Raw genomic sequence first — 18,106 nt, forward strand, 5'->3', positions numbered from 1 at the left:
GGCCCCGACCGATGCAGCAAGCCACCGACACCTTCATGGATCACGAGATTCGCGTCGATGCGACGCGCACCGCGACCGGCGCGTGGGTCGCGCAGGTGCGGATCTTTCGCGACGGCGCGCCGGTCGATCTGCCCGCGCCCGAGCTCGTCACACCCGAATGGCTCACGTGCGACGAAGCGCTGCGCGGCGGCATCGACCAGGGCCGCGTCATGATCAGGACACGCGACCGATAACGGCAACCGGTTCGTCGGCGCGCCCGGCTCGACGCGATCACGCATCGAAATCCAGATCGCCGATCAGGATCTCGCGGTCGCGCTGGGTGCGCGAGCTGAAGTCGACCGGCAGCGTCATCTGCCAGCGTTCGATCGTGACCGGCAGCGCCGCGAGGTAGCGGTCGAAGCGGCTGCGGTCGGGGTCGGCCAGCAGCGCCTCGATCGCGTCGTCGCACCACGCGAGCCGCGCGTTCAGCGGGTTCGGCAGCCCGACCGTCGACGTGAGGCCGACCACGTCGACGCAGGTCGGGCCGCCCTGCCCGTCGTGCGGCACCACGTCGACCTTCACTTCGCCGGGCTCATACAGGCCGCGCACGCGCGCCGCGATGTGCGGCGCAAACTCGGTTTCAAAACGGGCACGCACATCGGGGTTCATCTCGCCTCCGGGTTCGAATCACGTCGTCACGCCGCCGTCACGCGGCGACCATCTGCCGCTCGAATGCGGCTTCCGCCTTCAGGCTGTCGAGATCGCGGCCGAGCGTCGCGACCGCGAGCCGTGTATTGCCGCGCCAGTATGCGATCGAGCAGTCGTGCGCGCCGAGCTCGCCGTCGATCTCGACACGATCCCATTGCTCCGCATGCCCGACGTAGCGGATCGACACGTCGTAATGCTGGCTCCAGAAAAACGGCACCGCGTCGAACGGGCGCTGCTGGCCGAGCAGGTTGCGTGCGGCGACGCTGCCCTGCCGCTCGGCCACGACCCAGTGCTCGACGCGAATCCGCTCGCCCGTGTGCGGATCGGGCCAGCGTGCGATGTCGCCGGCCGCGTAGATATCGGGCACGCTCGTCCGCAAGAAGCGGTCGACCGTCACGCCGTGCTCGACGGCGAGCCCCGCGTCCTGCGCGAGCGCCACGTTCGGATGCACGCCGATGCCGACCAGCACGACGTCGGCCGGCAGCACGTCGCCGTTCGACAGCGCCACGCCGTCCTCCGTGATCCGCGCGGGTGTCACGCCGAGATGGAACACGACGCCGTGCGATTCGTGCAGCGCCTTCAGCGAGTCGCCGAGCGCTTCGCCGAGCACGCGCGCCATCGGGTGCGGATCGGGCGCGACGACCTGCACGACGAGCCCGCGCGTGCGCAACGCGGCGGCCGCTTCGAGCCCGATGAAGCTCGCGCCCACCACGACGCAGCGGCGCGCCGTCTTCAGCTTGCCGATCAGCGCATCGCAATCGGCGCGCGAGCGCAGCATGCATACGTGCGGCAGATCCGCACCGGGGATGGTCAGCCGGTTCGGCTCGGCGCCCGTCGCGAGCAGCAGCGCGCCGTATCCGACACGGCTGCCGTCGGCCAGCTCGACCGCGTGCTGCGCCGTATCGATGCGTGTGACGCGCGCCCCGCACCGCACGTCGATCCGCTGGTCGGTATAGAACGACGGCGCGCGCAGCGGCAGCCAGTCGGCCTCGGCCGTGCCGGCGAGATAGTCTTTCGACAGGTTGGGCCGGTCGTACGGCGGATCGGCATCGGCGGTGAGCAGCGTGATGGGATGCGGATAGCCTTCCTGCCGCAGCGTCACGGCGGCCGCGATCGCCGCGGCGCCGCCGCCGACGATCACCACCGACGCGGGCAGTCCGGCCGCATTCAGCGCGGGCGGCACGGCGGCCGGCCGCGCATCGAGCACGACGGCGCGGCCGTCGCGGCGTTCGACGCGCCAGCACGGCAGCCCGTCGAGCGCCGGTGCGCGTTGCAGTTCGCCCGTGCGCAGGCAGAACGCCGCGTGATGCCACGGACAGCGGATCGTGTCGCCGACCAGCAGCCCTTCGGCCAGCGGCCCGCCGTAGTGCGGACATTGCGCGCCCACCGCGAACAGTTCGTCGGCGTGGCGCACGAGCAGCACCGCTGCGTCGCCGACATGGCCCTCGATCATCGCGCCGTCCGCGAGATCGTCGAGCGCGATGCCTTGTGTGAGGTCGGGGCGTGAAGACGAAGCGTCGCTTCCAGTCATGACGTGGCTCCCGAAAAGTCAGGTAACGATCCCATTATCGACATCCCTCCTGAAAAGAACAGGTACAGACGCCCCGCAGCGCACGCAAACGCGGACTGTAGCTTGCACGCGGCCCATGGCGGGCGTAGAACGTCACGAACGTTGCGGCGCAACACGCCAGCCGGCCTGCGGGGTACATCGCGCGTCCTGCGCAATCCGCGTGCCGCCTTCACCCGTCACCAGGAGGGCTCCCCGATGGCCACCGTTCTGTGCGTGCTCTACCCCGATCCGGTCGACGGCTACCCGCCGCGCTACGTGCGCGATGCGATTCCGGTCATCACCCACTACGCGGACGGACAAACCGCGCCGACGCCCGCCGGCCCGCCCGGCTTCCGGCCCGGCGAACTCGTCGGCTCGGTGTCCGGCGCGCTCGGATTGCGCGGCTATCTGGAAGCGCACGGCCACACGCTGATCGTCACGAGCGACAAGGACGGCCCCGACTCCGAATTCGAGCGCCGGCTGCCGGACGCCGATGTCGTGATCTCGCAGCCGTTCTGGCCCGCGTATCTGACGGCCGAACGGATCGCCCGCGCGCCGAAGCTGAAGCTCGCGTTGACGGCCGGCATCGGCTCCGATCACGTCGATCTCGACGCCGCCGCGCGCGCCCACATCACCGTCGCCGAAGTCACCGGCTCGAACAGCATCAGCGTGGCCGAGCACGTGGTGATGACGACGCTCGCGCTGGTGCGCAACTACCTGCCGTCGCATGCGATCGCGCAGCAAGGCGGCTGGAACATCGCCGATTGCGTGTCGCGCAGCTACGACGTCGAGGGCATGCATTTCGGCACGGTGGGCGCGGGGCGCATCGGGCTCGCCGTGCTGCACCGGCTGAAGCCGTTCGGCCTGCATCTGCACTACACGCAGCGCCACCGGCTCGACGCGTCGGTCGAGCAGGCACTCGGGCTCACGTATCACGCCGATGCCGCGTCGCTCGCGGGCGCCGTCGACATCGTCAACCTGCAGATCCCGCTGTACCCGTCGACCGAGCGCCTGTTCGACGCGGCGATGATCGCGCGGATGAAGCGCGGCGCGTACCTGATCAACACCGCGCGCGCGAAGCTGGTCGACCGCGACGCGGTCGTGGCGGCCGTCACGTCCGGGCATCTCGCGGGCTATGGCGGCGACGTGTGGTTTCCGCAGCCGGCGCCGGCCGATCACCCGTGGCGCACGATGCCGTTCAACGGGATGACGCCGCACATCTCCGGCACGTCGCTGTCCGCGCAGGCGCGCTACGCGGCCGGCACGCTGGAGATCCTGCAATGCTGGTTCGACGGCAGGCCGATCCGCAACGAATACCTGATCGTCGACGGCGGCACGCTCGCGGGAACGGGCGCGCAATCGTACCGGCTGACGTGACATGACATGACGCGCGACAGGCGACGGAACGTTCAGTCGATGCAGCAGGCGACGAGCTTGCCGACCGCGATCACCGCCTGCTCGATCTCCGGCGACCACGGGCTGCTGTAATTCAACCGGATGAAATTCCGATAGCTGTCCGTGATCGAGAACATGTAGCCCGGCCCGATCGTGATCCCCTGCTCCAGCGCGAGCTGGTACAGCCGCATCGCATCGACCTGCGCGGGCAACTCGACCCACAGCACGTAGCCGCCCGCCGGGCTCGAGATGCGCGTACCTTCCGGGAAGAACCGCGACACCACCGTGCGCATCAGGTTCGCCTGCTGCGCGTACGTCTTGCGAATCCGCCGCAGATGATGTTCGTAGCCGTCGCGTTCGAGAAACTCCGCGATCGCGAGCTGCGGCAGCGACGGCGTCGCGAGCGTGTTCAGGAATTTCAGCTTCTCGACCTGGTCGCGATAGCGCCCCGGCAGCGCCCAGCCGATCCGGTATGCGGCCGTCAGGCTTTTCGAGAACGACGCGCAATGCAGCACGATGTCGTGCCGGTCGAACGACTTCAGCGTGCTCGGATGCGAGTTGCCGAAGTACAGTTCGTTGTACACACCGTTCTCGATCAGCGGCATGCCCGCGTTCGTCGCGAATTCCACCAGCTCTCGCTTGCGCGCGTCCGGCATCTGGAAGCCGAGCGGGTTCTGGAAGTTCGGCATCACCATGCACGCGGCGATCGGCTGCGATTTCGCGATCGCGGCCAGCGCCGCGACGTCGATCCCGTATTCCGGATGCGTCGCCACCTCGATCGCCTTCATCCCCATCCGCTCGATCGCGTGCAGCATCGCGTAGAACGTCGGCGACTCCACCGCGATCGTGTCGCCCGGCTTCGCCACCGCCTGCAGACACAGGTTGATCGCCTCCGTCGCGCCCACCGTCACGATGATCTCGTTCGGGTCCACCGACATCCCGTTTTCCAGGTAGCGCCGCGCGATCTGCCGGATCAGCCGCGGATGGCCGGGCGGCAGCCCGTCGGTCACGCCCCACAGCGACTTGTCGCGGCCGGCCGCGTACGCGTAGCGGTTCAGCTTCTCGAACGGGAACAGGCTCGGGTCCGGATACGGCGAGCCGAGCGGCACCGCGTCGTCCGTGCCGATCGAGCGCAGCGTCGACAGCACGAGCCGGCTCACGTCCACCGACGACGAAATCGCGATCGGTTTCGATGGCCGCAGCTCGCGCACCGGCGCGTGGCTGTCGTCGCGACGCAGGTTCACGAAATAGCCGGACTGCGGGCGGCTTTCGAGCAGCCCGCGGCTTTCCAGCAGCAGATACGCATGCAGCACGGTCGTGATGCTGATCCGGTGCTGCTGGCTCGCCTGCCGCACCGACGGCACGCGATCGCCGTGTCGATATACGCGCTGCCGGATGAGTCTCTCTATGTCGTTTGCAAATTTCTCGTAGAGCTTCATCCGCCTCGCCCCGCCAGCGGTGAACCGGCCTGCGATGCACGGCCGGCACGATCGCGCCGACGGACGAAGCCGGATAGCCGTGCCCGGGCGCGGGGAGCCCGGGTCGAACCTCGTCCGTTATCGAAATTGAAAGCGGATACCAATGCGAATCTCATCTAGACAAGGTTCGGCATCCTACTGCGTCATTTCGACGAATGTAAGTGACAGTTGGGCGGGAAAACGTGAAATCCGGCCGGCGTGGTGAACAGATTCGAATGCGGCGGCATGGCCCGCGCGATCGCACGGCAACCCGTCGCCGCGCTGCACCGGCGCACGTCGTCGCGCACGGCCGCGCGCGGCCGGCAGTCGATCACGCGAGGCCCGTTCAGACGCGGGCCTCGCGTATGGTCAAGCGTCGTCGACGTTGTCCGCGTAGTGATCGATCGCGACCTTGCATGCGTCGAACACCACCGTCAGCGACGCGGCGTCGTTCGACTCGACCCACTGGCGGATCTGCAGGAATTGCCCGGTGCCGAGATCGGCGATGCGGGCCGGATCGTCGGTCGTCACGTCGACGATCGCGATCGCGCGGTTGGCGGGCAGCGGCGACAGCGTCGCCGCGATGTCGAAGCGCCGGTACGATTGGTCGATGCGCATGTCGTTCTCCCGATGCGGTTCGCAGCCGGCGCGCTCAGTCGAGCGTCTGGCGGAACACCTTGCCGCCGAATCCGGTCACGACGTTGTCGACCGAGAACGGCGTGGCCTCCTTCGCTTCCAGGATGATCGCGACGCTGCCGGGCACAAGCCGCGCGGCGACCATCTCGACGAACGTGCCGTCGAGCAGCGCATTGCCGGCCGCTTGCGCGAGAATGCCGGCGCCCGCGCCGGCCGCCATCCCTGTTATCGCGCCGATCGGCCCGGCGAGCAGGCCGAGCAGCCCGCCCGCGATCGCGCCGATCACGCCGCCCTTGAACGGCCGCGATTCGGCGTCGAGCACCGCGAGCTTGCCGGTCGTGTCCTTCTCGACGACGACGCCGTTCTCGATGTGGAATCCTTCGTTCTTCTCCGACAGCGCCTCGAAATCGGCTGCGGCCTTGTGGGCCGTGTCGACGCTGTCGAACACGGAGACGATCAGTTGCCTGGTCATGCGATACCTCGCTCGGTGGGTGTCAATGGCTGCCGGCGCACCGCACGCGGCACGCCGGGGCTGGATTCAGAGGCCGGTGGCCGCCGCGCGGGCGCGCGCCGCATCGGCATACGCATGCGCGGCCGCCCGCTGCAGCCGGGAGACGAACGGCGCGCGGGCGAGCATCGGATCGGCATCGCGCGTGTCGCGCGCCAGCCGGTACGCGTCCGACGCCGCTTGCTGCAACTCGATCGCCTGTTTCGCTTCGGCGGACTGCGTGTTCATCCGGCCTCCTCGTGGCAGTGACATCGAACCTGCATGCGGCTTGCGTGCCTGTCAGCGGCGCTCATGCGCGTCGTCCTCGACGTCGGCGACGTCGGCCGGAAAGCGGTGCTGGCCGAAACTCAGAATCAGCACGCCGACCGCGAGCAGCACGATCCCGAGCGTCGTCATCAGCATCCGTTCGGGGCTGTCGGTCGCGCCGCGCAGGATCAGGTCGCGCGCGAGCGACGTCATCGCGATGAACAGCGGAAACCGCACGGGCAACCGGCCGAGCCGCAGGTAGCGCACGTTCATCGCGAGCACTTCCAGATACAGGAACATCAGCAGCAGGTCGGTCAGCGACACTTCGCCGGCGACCACGACCTTCCACGCCTCCTGCGCCATCGCAAACGCGGTCGCGAGCCCGATCACGATCAGCCCCGCCAGTTCGGCCGCATGCAGGAAATGGCCGAAGCGGCGGCGGATGCGCTCGGCCGGCGAGCAGGAAACGGTGGTCGTATTCAAGGTGACGGTCGCGATGATGAGGCTCGAACGGCGCCGGCCGGCGAGAAGGCGGCTTCACGCACGGACGGCGCGGATTGCATGGCTTGCGGGACATCGTCCGCGTCCGGCTCGTGCGGTGCGCGCGGGCCGGCCGCACCGGTTGCCTGCTCGACCGCGGACAGCGTGCGGCGGCAGCACACGTGAAACGCGTCGCCTGCGTCGCTGCACGCGACGTCGTCGTGCTCGCAGCACAGCAGCAGGCGACAGCCGAGGTACCGTTCGAGCCAGTCGATCCGTTCGCTCACCTGCGCTTCGTCGAGCCGCAGCGCGGACGCCGCGCCGGACAGGCCGCCGTGCTCGACCACCGCGACATACACACGCATCGCATCCAGCAGGTTCATGGTGACGCTCCTCGTCGGCGGGCGCAGCGGAACCTAATCTACTGCACACGGCACGCACGCTCAAGAGCACAGCGCCGCACGCGCCAGGAGTACAGCTGCGCGGGCGCCGCCCAAAATCCGGCCCTGTTTGACGCATTCGGATGACAGATTGGCGATACGTGTTCCAAAGACCGGCCGAAGCTGCTAGATTGCTTGCTCGACGACGTTACGCGGCGCGGGCGGCTCACGCGCCGGACGGCCGGCCGCCACCGCTGCGGCCCGTTGCGCGAGGTCCGCGCAACGTCCTTCATCCGCATGACACAAAGAGAACAGTCGCATGACACAGTTCAACCGTTCGCGTTCGCGCGCCACGGCCCGCCCGTTCCAACACGACTGACCGGCAGGCCGCGATGCAGACACCTCCCCCGCTCTCCCAGGCCGTTCACAGCACGATCACGCGCAGCGCGATCTTCCTCGTGGCGACGATCAATCCCGGCGCCGATCACGCCGACACGATCCGTTCATGGTGCGGCGACATCGCCGCGCTCGTGCGCTCGGTCGGCAAGCGCGTGCCGGGCAGCAACCTCACGTGCGTATGCGGCTTCGGCTCCGACGCATGGGATGCGCTGTTCGGCAACCCGCGCCCCGCTTCGCTGCATCCGTTCCGCGAATTCGGCGCCGGGCAGCGCGTCGCGGTCGCGACGCCGGGCGACATCCTGCTGCACATCCGCGCGGACGCGATGGACCTGTGCTTCGAACTCGCGACGCAACTGCTCGGCGCGCTCGGCGACGCCGTTACAGTCGTCGACGAGGTGCACGGCTTCCGCAATTTCGACCAGCGCGCGATGATCGGCTTCGTCGACGGCACCGAGAACCCGGAAGGCCGCGAGGCGATCGACTTCACGGTGATCGGCGACGAAGACGCGAACTTCGCGGGCGGCAGCTACGTGCTCGTGCAGAAGTACCTGCACGACATGGCCGGCTGGAACGCGCTCGCGGTCGAGACGCAGGAGCGCATCATCGGCCGCACGAAGCTGTCCGACATCGAGCTTGCGCCGGACGTGAAGCCGTCGTGTTCGCACAGCTCGCTGACCACGCTCGACGAGAACGGCGAGGAAGTGAAGATCCTGCGCGACAACATGCCGTTCGGGCGCCCGGGCGCCGGTGAATTCGGCACCTATTTCATCGGCTATGCGCGCTCGCCGGCGCCGATCGAGCAAATGCTCGAGAACATGTTCGTCGGCCGCCCGCCCGGCAACTACGACCGCCTGCTCGACTACAGCCGCGCGGTCACCGGCTCGCTGTTCTTCGTGCCGTCGGCCGACCTGCTCGAGGCGCTCGCCGATCGCGCGGCGCCGGCCGAAACGGCCGCGCAGCCGGAACCCGCGGCGGCCGCGCCGCATCGCGACGGGTCGCTGAACATCGGCTCGTTGAAAGGCGTTCCGTCGTAATACGGGGGGCGAAGGGCGTTCGGCGCGCAACCTGCGCCGGGGCCGGGGCCACACCCGGCCCCGGCGGCTGAACACCGCCCGCCCCGGCTTGCGCAAGCCCGGCTGGATGAATATTCGTAAGAATCTTCAGTGCGCACCGGGCGTTGAACCGGAACCGATTCAGCCCACCGCCGCACGTGACCCGAGCGGCACAGGCACACCGGCACGAACCCGGCATCGCCAACCGCCGCATCGTTCGTACCTGTGCATACCGACGCCAGCACCTGAACTGCATAACAGTTGCGCCATCGCACGGTATCGTTTCGCGTTGTGCTGCAGCAGTGTCGACAGAGCCTGCTAATATGTTTTTTCGTCCGTGATCGGCGCGCCTGACGTCAGGCGCAGTCGTTCCGCCGATCGGCCCACCATGAAGTGTCATCGCTGACGTGAGGCAGCCCAAATCCATGAATAACCTGCACCGCGAACTCGCCCCGATCTCGTCTTCCGCCTGGGAACAAATCGAGGAGGAAGTGGCACGCACGTTCAAACGATCGGTGGCCGGCCGCCGCGTCGTCGACGTCGACGGCCCCGAAGGCCCCGAGCTGTCGGCGGTCGGCACCGGGCACCTGGTCGACGTCACCGCGCCGCGCGAGCTGGTGAATGCGCGGCTGCGCGAAGTCCGCACGATCGTCGAGCTGACGGTGCCGTTCGAACTGAGCCGCGATGCGATCGACAGCGTCGAGCGCGGCGCGCGCGACGCCGACTGGCAACCGGCGAAGGACGCCGCGCAGCGGCTCGCGTTCGCCGAAGACGGCGCGATTTTCGACGGCTATCCGGCGGCCGGCATCCTCGGCATCCGCGAAGGCACGTCGAACCGCAAGCTCACGCTGCCGGCCGACGTCAGCGCGTACCCCGACGCGATCAGCGACGCGCTCGAGGCGCTGCGGCTCGCCGGCGTCGACGGCCCGTATTCGGTCGTGCTCGGCTCGGACGCGTACACCGCGCTCAGCGAAGCGCGCGACCAGGGCTATCCGGTCCTCGGCCACATCAAGCGGATCGTCAGCGGCGAGATCATCTGGGCGCCGGCGATCAGCGGCGGCTGCGTGCTGTCCACGCGCGGCGGCGATTACGAGCTGCACCTCGGGGAAGACGTTTCCATCGGCTACACGAGCCATACCGACAAGGTCGTCCGCCTGTACCTGCGCGAGACGTTCACGTTCCTGATGCTGACGAGCGAAGCATCGGTTGCCGTGGCGCCGCAGGGCAATCCGGCGGCCTGACCGGTCGCCCGCGCGCGACGCCTGCCGGGTGTCGCGCGCAACGGGCCGCACTGCCGGCCGCATGTTCGTCGCCGATCGAACCCATCTTGCATGGAGTGTGTGATGAGCGATACGAATGAGTCATTGCAGGCGCTGCAGGCGTCGGTCGACACGCTGAAGCAGGCCGTCGACGCGAACGCGGGCAGTCAGGCGGCCGACACCGCCGTGTTGTTTACCGTGATGTCGCTGGTCCTGGCCGAGTTGCCGCCCGACACGCGTAACCTGATCGAAGATTCGTTCTCCGTCTGGGCCAATGGTCTGCCGAATGCGGCACTGTCGACTGACGTGAAGCAGATCGCCCGGCAGCGGCTCGCGATGAAACTTTCGGACTGACCTCGGCACGCGTCGGTTGCGCTGCGTCCGGCCTGGACCGTGCAACCCGCCCTCGCGTTCGGCCGCGCCACACGCATCGTCTGCGGTGCGTGTGCGGGCGCACTTGACCGGCCGACGCGCACTCGCGCGGCCGCGCTCGCGCCGCGCCCGTCCTCCCGCATCCCCGCACCCCCATCGACCTTCGGCGCCCTGCGCGCCGATGTCGCACCGCGATCCGTTCGCGTTCCGCCCGCTCCCGCTTCCGGCCATCACACGCTGCGCCCGCCGCGCACGCCCGTGCCGCCTCGCGTGCGCCCGTCTGTACTCCTTGCCGCCCGCGCACGCGCGCTTGCGAGGGTGCAATTGGCGGCCGGGCCGGCGCGGAACTGTGTCTTGGATGACCTCCGGCGATTCGCTATTTTGAACGCAGTCGAAGCGATGGCGTGGGCTCCTCCCGGCACGCACGCTGGCCGCCCCGACCGCGCCGCTGCACGACACCGGCGCGCGTTGCGCGACAGCGCGGGCGCGGCCCGCGCACCGCCGCGCCGCGCGTCGTGCCTGCACGGTCGGGACGCGCGAGCGCCGCACCGCATCGGGACTTCACCCTTCGACCCACTTTCACCGACAGGAGCCAGACCACCATGCCCGCACTTTGCGATATCTGTCACGCCCGGCCGGCCGTCGCGCGCGCAACCGTGATGCAGGACGGCGAGCGCAAGACGATCTCGATCTGCGACTACCACTTCCGTCAGCTGATGCGGCATCAGAGCATGCTGAATCCGTTCGATTCGCTGCTGGGCGGCGGCCCGTCGTCGCTGTTCGGCGGGCTCGACGACGAATCGTCGCTTGCCGCCGAGATTCCGCGCGAGTCGGTCGACCCGACCGACGCGTTCAGCGAGCAGACGCTGGAGCTGCTGCAGCGCGCGGCCGAGAAGGCGCACGAGCTGCGCCGCAGCGAGCTCGATTCCGAACACCTGCTGTATGCGCTCGCGGACACCGACGTGTGCGCCGCGCTGCTGAAGGAACTGAAGCTGTCGCCGCAGGACATCAAGTCGTACATCGACGAGCATGCGCACACCGGCACGGCCGCCGCCGATGCGCCTCTCGACAAGCTGACGATCTCGCCGCGCGTGAAGAAGGCCGTGCAGTACGCGTTCCAGGCGTCGCGCGATCTCGGCCATTCGTACATCGGCCCCGAGCATCTGCTGATCGGCCTCGCCTCGGTACCGGACAGCATCGCCGGTACGCTGCTGAAGAAATACGGCGTGACGCCCGAGGCGCTGCGCCAGAAGGTCGTGAAGGTGGTCGGCAAAGGCGCCGAGGACGGCCGCGTCGATGCGCCGACCGGCACGCCGAACCTCGACAAGTTCGGCCGCGACCTCACCGCGATCGCGCGCCAGGGCAAGCTCGACCCGGTGCTGGGCCGCGCGCAGGAAATCGAAAGCACGATCGAGGTGCTCGCCCGCCGCAAGAAGAACAACCCGGTGCTGATCGGCGAGCCGGGCGTCGGCAAGACGGCGATCGTCGAAGGGCTCGCGCAGCGGATCGTCAATGGCGACGTGCCCGAGGTGCTGCGCAACAAGCGGCTCGTCGAAGTCAACATCAACTCGATGGTGGCCGGCGCGAAATATCGCGGCGAATTCGAAGAGCGCGCGAAGCAGCTGATCGACGAAGTGACTGCGAAGCAGGACGAACTGATCCTGTTCATCGACGAGCTGCATACGATCGTCGGCGCGGGCCAGGGCGGCGGCGAAGGCGGCCTCGACATCGCGAACGTGCTGAAGCCCGCGCTCGCGCGCGGCGAGCTGAGCCTGATCGGCGCGACGACGCTCAACGAATACCAGAAGTACATCGAGAAGGACGCCGCGCTCGAGCGGCGCTTCCAGCCGGTGTTCGTGCCGGAGCCGAGCGTCGAGCAGACGATCGTGATCCTGCGCGGGCTGCGCGACAGCCTCGAGGCGCACCACCAGGTGACGTTCGCCGACGACGCGTTCGTCGCGGCCGCCGAGTTCGCCGACCGCTACATCACGTCGCGCTTCCTGCCCGACAAGGCGATCGACCTGATCGATCAGGCCGCCGCGCGCGTGCGGATCGGCGCGACGTCGCGCCCGGTCGACATCCAGGAAGGCGAAGCGCAGATCGCGCAGCTCAAGCGCGAGCAGGATTACGCGACGTCGCGCAAGCGCTTCGACGAAGCGAAGCAGTTCGAGGAGCAGATCAACGCGAAGCAGAAATCCGTCGACGACATGATGGAGGCGTGGCAGCGCAAGACGGGCTCCGAGACGCTCGAAGTGACCGTCGAATCGGTGGCCGAGGTCGTGTCGCGCCTGACCGGCATCCCGGTGTCCGAACTCACGCAGGAAGAACGCCAGAAGCTGCTGAAGATGGAAGAGCAACTGCGCGAGCGCGTGGTCGGCCAGAGCGACGCGGTGGTCGCGGTCAGCGATGCAGTGCGGCTGTCGCGCGCGGGGCTCGGCCAGACGCACCGGCCGATCGCGACGTTCCTGTTCCTCGGGCCGACCGGCGTCGGCAAGACCGAGCTCGCGAAGGCGCTGGCCGAGACCGTGTTCGGCGACGAGCAGGCGATCATCCGCATCGACATGTCCGAGTACATGGAGCGGCACGCGGTCGCGCGGCTGATCGGCGCGCCGCCCGGCTACGTCGGCTACGACGAAGGCGGCCAGCTGACCGAGCGCGTACGGCGCCGCCCGTACAGCGTGATCCTGCTCGACGAGATCGAGAAGGCGCACCCGGACGTCTACAACGTGCTGCTGCAGGTGTTCGACGACGGCCGGCTGACCGACGGCAAGGGCCGCGTGGTCGACTTCAGCAACACGATCATCATCGCGACGAGTAACCTCGGCGCCGCGATCATCATGGACAACCTCACGCAGCCGGAAGCCGCGCGCAAGACCGACAAGGCGATCCGCGAGGAGCTGATGCAGGTGCTGAAGGGCCATTTCCGCCCCGAGTTCCTGAACCGGATCGACGAGGTGATCGTGTTCCATGCGCTGTCGAAGGAGAACATCCGCGCGATCGTTCAGATCCAGCTCGACCGCGTGGTGCGCACGGCCGCCGCGCAGGACATCACGCTCGTGATGGGCGATTCGCTCGTCGAGCACCTGACCGAAGCCGGCTACCAGCCGGAGTTCGGCGCGCGCGAACTGAAACGCCAGATCCGCCAGACCATCGAGACGCGGCTCGCGAAGGAAATCCTCGCCGATCGGCTGAAGTCGGGCGATCGCGTCGAAGTCGACTACGACAAGGCGAGCGACGAAGTGACGTTCAACAAGCTCGCGGCGCCTGAAGCGAAGGAGACGAAGGACGCCAAGGACGCGAAGAAGGACGCCGACGGCAACGCGAAACCGAACGGCAAGGCGACGAAGGCCGCCGGCGAAGCGAAGGACGCCGATGCACCGGCCGACGCCCCGCCGCCGTCGGCGAAGTCCGGCAAGAAGTCGTCCGGCGCGAAGAAGGGCGCGCACTGAAACCCGCATGCCCCGCTCGCCCGGGGCACGCATGACCGGCTCCGTCCGCGGGACGGAGTCGCCCCCACGCCGCGACACGGCGCAACCGAGCCGCCCGCACCGGGAACGGCAGATGGAGATTCACATGACAAATCGACGCGAAGTGCCAGGCATCAGGAAGTACGACGGGCCCGCCGGTGGTTGGGGCGCGCTTCGCGCGACAGCCGAGGCGGTGCGCACGCAAATGGAAACCATCGAGGCGCCGATCGTGCTGATGCGGACCAACCAGCCCGACGGCTTCGACTGCCCCGGCTGCGCATGGCCCGACAAGGAACACAAGTCGACGTTCCAGTTCTGCGAGAACGGCGCGAAGGCCGTCACGTGGGAAGCGACGACCAAGCGCGTGACGCCCGAGTTCTTCGCGGCGAACACCGTGTCGTCGCTGCTGCGCATGTCGGACTACGAGCTGGAGAACATGGGCCGGCTCACGCATCCGCTCGTCTACGACCGCACGACCGATACGTTCCGCGCGATCGAATGGGACGACGCGTTCGCGCGCATCGGCGAAGTGCTGCGCACGCTGTCGCCCGACCAGGTCGAGTTCTACACGTCGGGCCGCGCATCGAACGAAGCCGCGTACCTGTTCCAGCTGTTCGCGCGCGAGTACGGCACCAACAACTTCCCCGACTGCTCGAACATGTGCCACGAGCCGACCAGCGTCGGCCTGCCGCAGTCGATCGGCATCGGCAAGGGCACCGTGTCGCTGGAGGACTTCGACCACTGCGAGCTGATCATCTCGATCGGCCACAACCCCGGCACGAACCATCCGCGGATGATGGGCACGCTGCACGAGTGTTCGCGCCGCAACGTGCCGATCATCGTGTTCAACCCGCTGCGCGAGCGCGCGCTCGAACGCTTCGCCGATCCGCAGGACATGATCGAGATGGCGTCGTTCGGCTCGACGCGCATCGCATCGACGTACTACCAGGTCGACGCGGGCGGCGATGCGGCCGCGCTGAAGGGCATCATGAAGGCACTGCTTCAGCTCGAAGCCGAGCGCGGCGACGTGCTCGACCGCGATTTCATCGCGCAGCACACCAACGGCTTCGACGCGTTCTCGGCCGACCTCGAAGCCACGTCGTGGGACGACATCGAACGCGCGAGCGGCTTGAGCCAGGCGCAACTCGAACAGGTCGCGCTCGCCTACGCGAAGTCGAACGCGACGATCGTCACGTACGGGATGGGCGTCACGCAGCACAACAAGGGCACCGCAACCGTGCGCCTGATCGCCGACCTGCTGCTGATGCGCGGCAACATCGGCAAGCCCGGCGCCGGCGTGTGCCCGCTGCGCGGCCATTCGAACGTGCAGGGCAACCGCACGGTCGGCATCACCGAAAAGCCGTCAGCCGAGTTCCTGAAGAAAATCGAGGACGTGTTCGGCTTCACGCCGCCCGTCCATCACGGGCATGACGCCGTGCAGGCGATGCAGGCGATGATCGACGGCACCGCGAAGGCGCTGCTGTGCCTCGGCGGCAACTTCGCGGTCGCGCTGCCCGATCCGGAACAGTCGTTCCCGGCGATGGCGAAGCTCGACCTGAGCGTGCATCTCGGCACCAAGCTGAACCGCTCTCACCTGCTGGTCGGCAAGGAAACCTTCATCCTGCCGGTGCTCGGCCGCACCGAGCTCGACATGCAGGCGGGCGGCCGGCAGTCGATCACCGTCGAGGATTCGATGTCGATGGTTCACGCGTCGGCCGGCAAGCTCAAGCCGGCGTCCGACCAGTTGCGCTCGGAACCCGCGATCATCGCGGGAATCGCGCATGCGACGCTGCCGGCGAGCAAGGTCGTGTGGCTCGACCTGATCGCCGACTACGACCGCATCCGCGACCTGATCGATCGTACGGTGCCCGGCTTCGAGGCGTTCAACGAGCGCATCCGCACGCCGGGCGGCTTCCGCCTGCCGCTACCGCCCACCGAGCGCGTGTGGCCGACGCCGACCGGCAAGGCGATGTTCTCGGTCTACAAGGGCGTGAAGGAAGATGCCGACGTGCTCGGCGCCGAGCAGGTGCTGCGGCTGATCACGCTGCGCAGCCACGACCAGTACAACACGACGATCTACGGGCTCGACGATCGCTATCGCGGCGTGTTCGGGCGGCGCGACGTGCTGTTCATGAACCCGGCGGATCTCGCGAAGTACGGGCTCGAACACGGCGACCTCGTCGACATCGAGACGCTCACCGCATCGGGCCGCACGCTGCGCCTCGAGAAGATCACGGCGATCGAGTACGACATCGCGCCGGGTTCGGTCGGCGCGTACTACCCGGAAGCAAACGTGCTGGTGCCGCTCGACTACATCGACAAGGAAAGCGGCACGCCGTCGTACAAGTCGGTGCCGGTGCGCGTCGTGCGCTCGGCGGTCGTCTGATGCACGGGCAGGCTCGCGGCGCGGCGCCGGCCGCGAGCCTGCCCGCTTCTTCCCGAAACGCTTTCCCGGGCCGCCCCATCGCAACCGATGCGGCGGCCGCCTTCGTTCTCCGCGTTGAACAACGCCCCGCTTACCGCGCGGCCGTCGGCGGCAGATGCGCGCCGGTCTGCCGGCGCCGGTACGCGCTGTCGCGCGTCGCGAGCCAGTAGTACAGCGGCGACGTCAGCACGAGCCCAACGAGCCACGACAGGTCCGCGCCGCCGAGATGCGCGGGGATCGGGCCTGCATACATCGGCGTGTTCATGAACGGAATCTGCACAAGGATGCCGATCGCATACGCGAGCAGCGCCTGCGGGTTGAAACGGCCGTAGATCCCGCCATCGGCCATGAAGATCGACTGGATGTCGTACTTGCCCTTGTGGATCACGTAGAAGTCGATCAGGTTGATCGCGGTCCACGGCACCAGCACGACGAGCAGCGCGAGCACCAGATCCACCAGATTGCCGACGAAGTTCGTCGACGCGCCGATCGCCGCGTAGCAGCACGCGACGAAGATCACGACCGACACCACCGCACGCGCCCTGGCGGTCGGAATCCACTTGTACGCGAACGTCTGCACCGACGTGATCACCGCGAGCACCGCGCCGTACAGGTTCAGCGCGTTGTGGCTGATCACGCTCAGCAGGAACAGCACGAGCATCAGCGGGCCGAGCGGGCCCGTCGCCTGCTTGACCGCGTCCATCGTGTCCGCGCCGGCCGGCACCGCGAGCACCGCGACCGCGCCGAAGACGAACGCGAGCGTCGAGCCGATCGTGCAGCCGAGATAGGTCGCCCAGAACGTCGACGCGACGCCGACGTCCTCCGGCAGATAGCGCGAATAGTCCGACACGTACGGCGCGAACGCGATCTGCCACAACGCCGACAGCGACACCGTCGCAAGCCAGCCCGCGAAGTCGAAGCCGCCGCGCGTCAGGAAATCGTCGGTGCTCACATGCGTGAGGATCATCCAGAAGCCGACGACGATGCCGATGCCGAGCACCCACGTGCCGATGCGGTTCAGGATGTGGATGAACCGGTAGCCGACGATGCCGATCAGCCCCGACCCCACCGCGCCGATCACGATGCCGACGGGCACCGGCACCGACGACGCGATGCCGTGCACCGACTTGCCGGCGAGCACGATGTTCGACGCGAAGAAGCCGACGTACATCACGGCCGCGATCACCGTGACGAGCAGCGCGCCCCACGAGCCGAACTGCGCGCGGCTCTGGATCATCTGCGGGATGCCCATCTGCGGCCCCTGCGCCGAATGCAGCGCCATCAGCACGCCGCCGACCGCCTGGCCGACGACGATCGCGACGATCCCCCACATCAGGTTCAGGTGGAAGAGCTGCACGCCGAGCGCGCCGGTCACGATCGGCAGCGGCGCGATGTTGCCGCCGAACCAGAGCGTGAACAGGTCGCGCACCTTGCCGTGGCGCTCCGCGGGCGGCACGTAGCCGATCGTATGCTTCTCTATCATCGGGGACGCATTGCGTTCCGCGTTCGTCATGGTGAAGTCTCCTGTCCTGCGCGACGATGCGCGCGTGCCGTTTCGCGCCGGCGCGCGTCGGGGTGCGCGCCGGCAATCGGGCCGGATGCGCGAGCGACGGCGCGCCGCGTGCACGCGCGGCGGTGTCGGGCGAAGCGGCGAATGCGCGGCAGGCGGGGACGGATGACCTGTCCCGCCGGCACGCGCGCGGCCGCTTCGTGTGCTTCGTGATCCGGGTTGAAGGCGATGGTGCGCCACGCTCGGCGGGACCGGAAAATACTAAAAATATTTCTGCGACATAC

Annotated in this window: 16 protein-coding genes; 7 read left to right on the forward strand and 9 right to left on the reverse strand. The window is 68.2% G+C overall.

Annotated elements, in window-relative coordinates; genetic code table 11:
- Positions 1-11: 11 nt before the first annotated feature.
- Entirely contained in the window at positions 12-233 is a 222-nt protein-coding gene (locus tag HWX08_RS08275; RefSeq protein ID WP_069258440.1) for a DUF6566 family protein, read from the forward strand.
- Between the two features lie 37 nt (positions 234-270).
- On the opposite strand, the gene HWX08_RS08280 is transcribed toward HWX08_RS08275, so the two are convergent.
- Together HWX08_RS08280 and HWX08_RS08285 are read right to left on the reverse strand one after the other, a co-directional pair.
- A complete protein-coding gene (locus tag HWX08_RS08280) occupies positions 271-648 on the reverse strand; it encodes a DUF5594 family protein (protein WP_174920342.1) in 378 nt (125 codons plus the stop codon).
- A gap of 37 nt (positions 649-685) precedes the next feature.
- Positions 686-2,218: an FAD-dependent oxidoreductase gene (locus HWX08_RS08285; protein WP_174920343.1), complete on the reverse strand. Its 1,533-nt coding sequence runs from the start codon at positions 2,216-2,218 to the stop codon at positions 686-688.
- Positions 2,219-2,452: 234 nt separating this feature from the next.
- Here HWX08_RS08285 and HWX08_RS08290 point away from each other — a divergent pair, with 234 nt between their 5' ends.
- Positions 2,453-3,613 carry an NAD-dependent formate dehydrogenase gene (locus HWX08_RS08290; RefSeq protein WP_174920344.1) on the forward strand — a complete coding sequence of 387 codons (1,161 nt, stop codon included), beginning with the start codon at positions 2,453-2,455 and terminating at the stop codon, positions 3,611-3,613.
- A gap of 32 nt (positions 3,614-3,645) precedes the next feature.
- Here HWX08_RS08290 and HWX08_RS08295 read toward each other — a convergent pair whose 3' ends face one another.
- From HWX08_RS08295 to HWX08_RS08320, 6 genes are all read right to left on the reverse strand, one after another.
- Positions 3,646-5,070, reverse strand: coding sequence for an aminotransferase-like domain-containing protein (locus HWX08_RS08295; RefSeq protein ID WP_174920345.1), 1,425 nt, complete (start codon positions 5,068-5,070; stop codon positions 3,646-3,648).
- 387 nt (positions 5,071-5,457) lie between these two features.
- Positions 5,458-5,706: a hypothetical protein gene (locus tag HWX08_RS08300; protein WP_069258435.1), complete on the reverse strand. Its 249-nt coding sequence runs from the start codon at positions 5,704-5,706 to the stop codon at positions 5,458-5,460.
- 34 nt (positions 5,707-5,740) lie between these two features.
- Positions 5,741-6,196, reverse strand: a complete 456-nt coding sequence (locus HWX08_RS08305; RefSeq protein ID WP_174920346.1) for a DUF1269 domain-containing protein — start codon at positions 6,194-6,196, stop codon at positions 5,741-5,743.
- A 66-nt stretch (positions 6,197-6,262) separates the two neighbouring features.
- Positions 6,263-6,460: a hypothetical protein gene (locus HWX08_RS08310; RefSeq protein WP_174920347.1), complete on the reverse strand. Its 198-nt coding sequence runs from the start codon at positions 6,458-6,460 to the stop codon at positions 6,263-6,265.
- 51 nt (positions 6,461-6,511) lie between these two features.
- A complete protein-coding gene (locus HWX08_RS08315; RefSeq protein ID WP_069258432.1) occupies positions 6,512-6,961 on the reverse strand; it encodes a phosphate-starvation-inducible protein PsiE in 450 nt (149 codons plus the stop codon).
- Positions 6,958-7,341, reverse strand: coding sequence for a helix-turn-helix domain-containing protein (locus tag HWX08_RS08320; RefSeq protein WP_174920348.1), 384 nt, complete (start codon positions 7,339-7,341; stop codon positions 6,958-6,960). The genes HWX08_RS08315 and HWX08_RS08320 overlap by 4 nt, the downstream gene beginning before the upstream one ends.
- Before the next feature lie 389 nt (positions 7,342-7,730).
- Here HWX08_RS08320 and HWX08_RS08325 point away from each other — a divergent pair, with 389 nt between their 5' ends.
- The 5 genes from HWX08_RS08325 (at position 7,731) to HWX08_RS08345 (ending at position 16,273) form a co-directional block, all read left to right on the forward strand.
- Positions 7,731-8,771 (forward strand): Dyp-type peroxidase, encoded by a 1,041-nt coding sequence (locus tag HWX08_RS08325; RefSeq protein WP_174920349.1) that lies wholly within the window; start codon positions 7,731-7,733, stop codon positions 8,769-8,771.
- A 443-nt stretch (positions 8,772-9,214) separates the two neighbouring features.
- Entirely contained in the window at positions 9,215-10,030 is an 816-nt protein-coding gene (locus tag HWX08_RS08330) for a family 1 encapsulin nanocompartment shell protein (protein WP_174920350.1), read from the forward strand.
- A 102-nt stretch (positions 10,031-10,132) separates the two neighbouring features.
- On the forward strand, positions 10,133-10,402 hold the full coding sequence (locus tag HWX08_RS08335; RefSeq protein WP_174920351.1) for a hypothetical protein: 270 nt from the start codon (positions 10,133-10,135) through the stop codon (positions 10,400-10,402).
- 620 nt (positions 10,403-11,022) lie between these two features.
- Positions 11,023-13,869: an ATP-dependent Clp protease ATP-binding subunit gene (locus tag HWX08_RS08340; RefSeq protein WP_174920352.1), complete on the forward strand. Its 2,847-nt coding sequence runs from the start codon at positions 11,023-11,025 to the stop codon at positions 13,867-13,869.
- Positions 13,870-13,993: 124 nt separating this feature from the next.
- On the forward strand, positions 13,994-16,273 hold the full coding sequence (locus HWX08_RS08345; protein ID WP_174920353.1) for an FdhF/YdeP family oxidoreductase: 2,280 nt from the start codon (positions 13,994-13,996) through the stop codon (positions 16,271-16,273).
- A gap of 130 nt (positions 16,274-16,403) precedes the next feature.
- Here the strand turns inward: HWX08_RS08345 and HWX08_RS08350 are convergent, their stop codons facing one another.
- A complete protein-coding gene (locus HWX08_RS08350; protein ID WP_174920354.1) occupies positions 16,404-17,825 on the reverse strand; it encodes a purine-cytosine permease family protein in 1,422 nt (473 codons plus the stop codon).
- Positions 17,826-18,106 lie beyond the last annotated feature (281 nt).

This window comes from Burkholderia metallica (assembly GCF_902832845.1).
GTDB lineage: Bacteria > Pseudomonadota > Gammaproteobacteria > Burkholderiales > Burkholderiaceae > Burkholderia > Burkholderia metallica.

Excerpts from the sequence above, each read along its gene's own strand:
- HWX08_RS08275 (WP_069258440.1), top strand. The coding sequence starts at position 12 with ATGCAGCAAGCCACCGACACCTTCATGGATCACGAGATTCGCGTCGAT.
- HWX08_RS08280 (WP_174920342.1), bottom strand. The coding sequence starts at position 648 with ATGAACCCCGATGTGCGTGCCCGTTTTGAAACCGAGTTTGCGCCGCAC.
- HWX08_RS08285 (WP_174920343.1), bottom strand. The coding sequence starts at position 2,218 with ATGACTGGAAGCGACGCTTCGTCTTCACGCCCCGACCTCACACAAGGC.
- HWX08_RS08290 (WP_174920344.1), top strand. The coding sequence starts at position 2,453 with ATGGCCACCGTTCTGTGCGTGCTCTACCCCGATCCGGTCGACGGCTAC.
- HWX08_RS08295 (WP_174920345.1), bottom strand. The coding sequence starts at position 5,070 with ATGAAGCTCTACGAGAAATTTGCAAACGACATAGAGAGACTCATCCGG.
- HWX08_RS08300 (WP_069258435.1), bottom strand. The coding sequence starts at position 5,706 with ATGCGCATCGACCAATCGTACCGGCGCTTCGACATCGCGGCGACGCTG.
- HWX08_RS08305 (WP_174920346.1), bottom strand. The coding sequence starts at position 6,196 with ATGACCAGGCAACTGATCGTCTCCGTGTTCGACAGCGTCGACACGGCC.
- HWX08_RS08310 (WP_174920347.1), bottom strand. The coding sequence starts at position 6,460 with ATGAACACGCAGTCCGCCGAAGCGAAACAGGCGATCGAGTTGCAGCAA.
- HWX08_RS08320 (WP_174920348.1), bottom strand. The coding sequence starts at position 7,341 with ATGAACCTGCTGGATGCGATGCGTGTGTATGTCGCGGTGGTCGAGCAC.
- HWX08_RS08325 (WP_174920349.1), top strand. The coding sequence starts at position 7,731 with ATGCAGACACCTCCCCCGCTCTCCCAGGCCGTTCACAGCACGATCACG.
- HWX08_RS08330 (WP_174920350.1), top strand. The coding sequence starts at position 9,215 with ATGAATAACCTGCACCGCGAACTCGCCCCGATCTCGTCTTCCGCCTGG.
- HWX08_RS08335 (WP_174920351.1), top strand. The coding sequence starts at position 10,133 with ATGAGCGATACGAATGAGTCATTGCAGGCGCTGCAGGCGTCGGTCGAC.
- HWX08_RS08340 (WP_174920352.1), top strand. The coding sequence starts at position 11,023 with ATGCCCGCACTTTGCGATATCTGTCACGCCCGGCCGGCCGTCGCGCGC.
- HWX08_RS08345 (WP_174920353.1), top strand. The coding sequence starts at position 13,994 with ATGACAAATCGACGCGAAGTGCCAGGCATCAGGAAGTACGACGGGCCC.
- HWX08_RS08350 (WP_174920354.1), bottom strand. The coding sequence starts at position 17,825 with ATGACGAACGCGGAACGCAATGCGTCCCCGATGATAGAGAAGCATACG.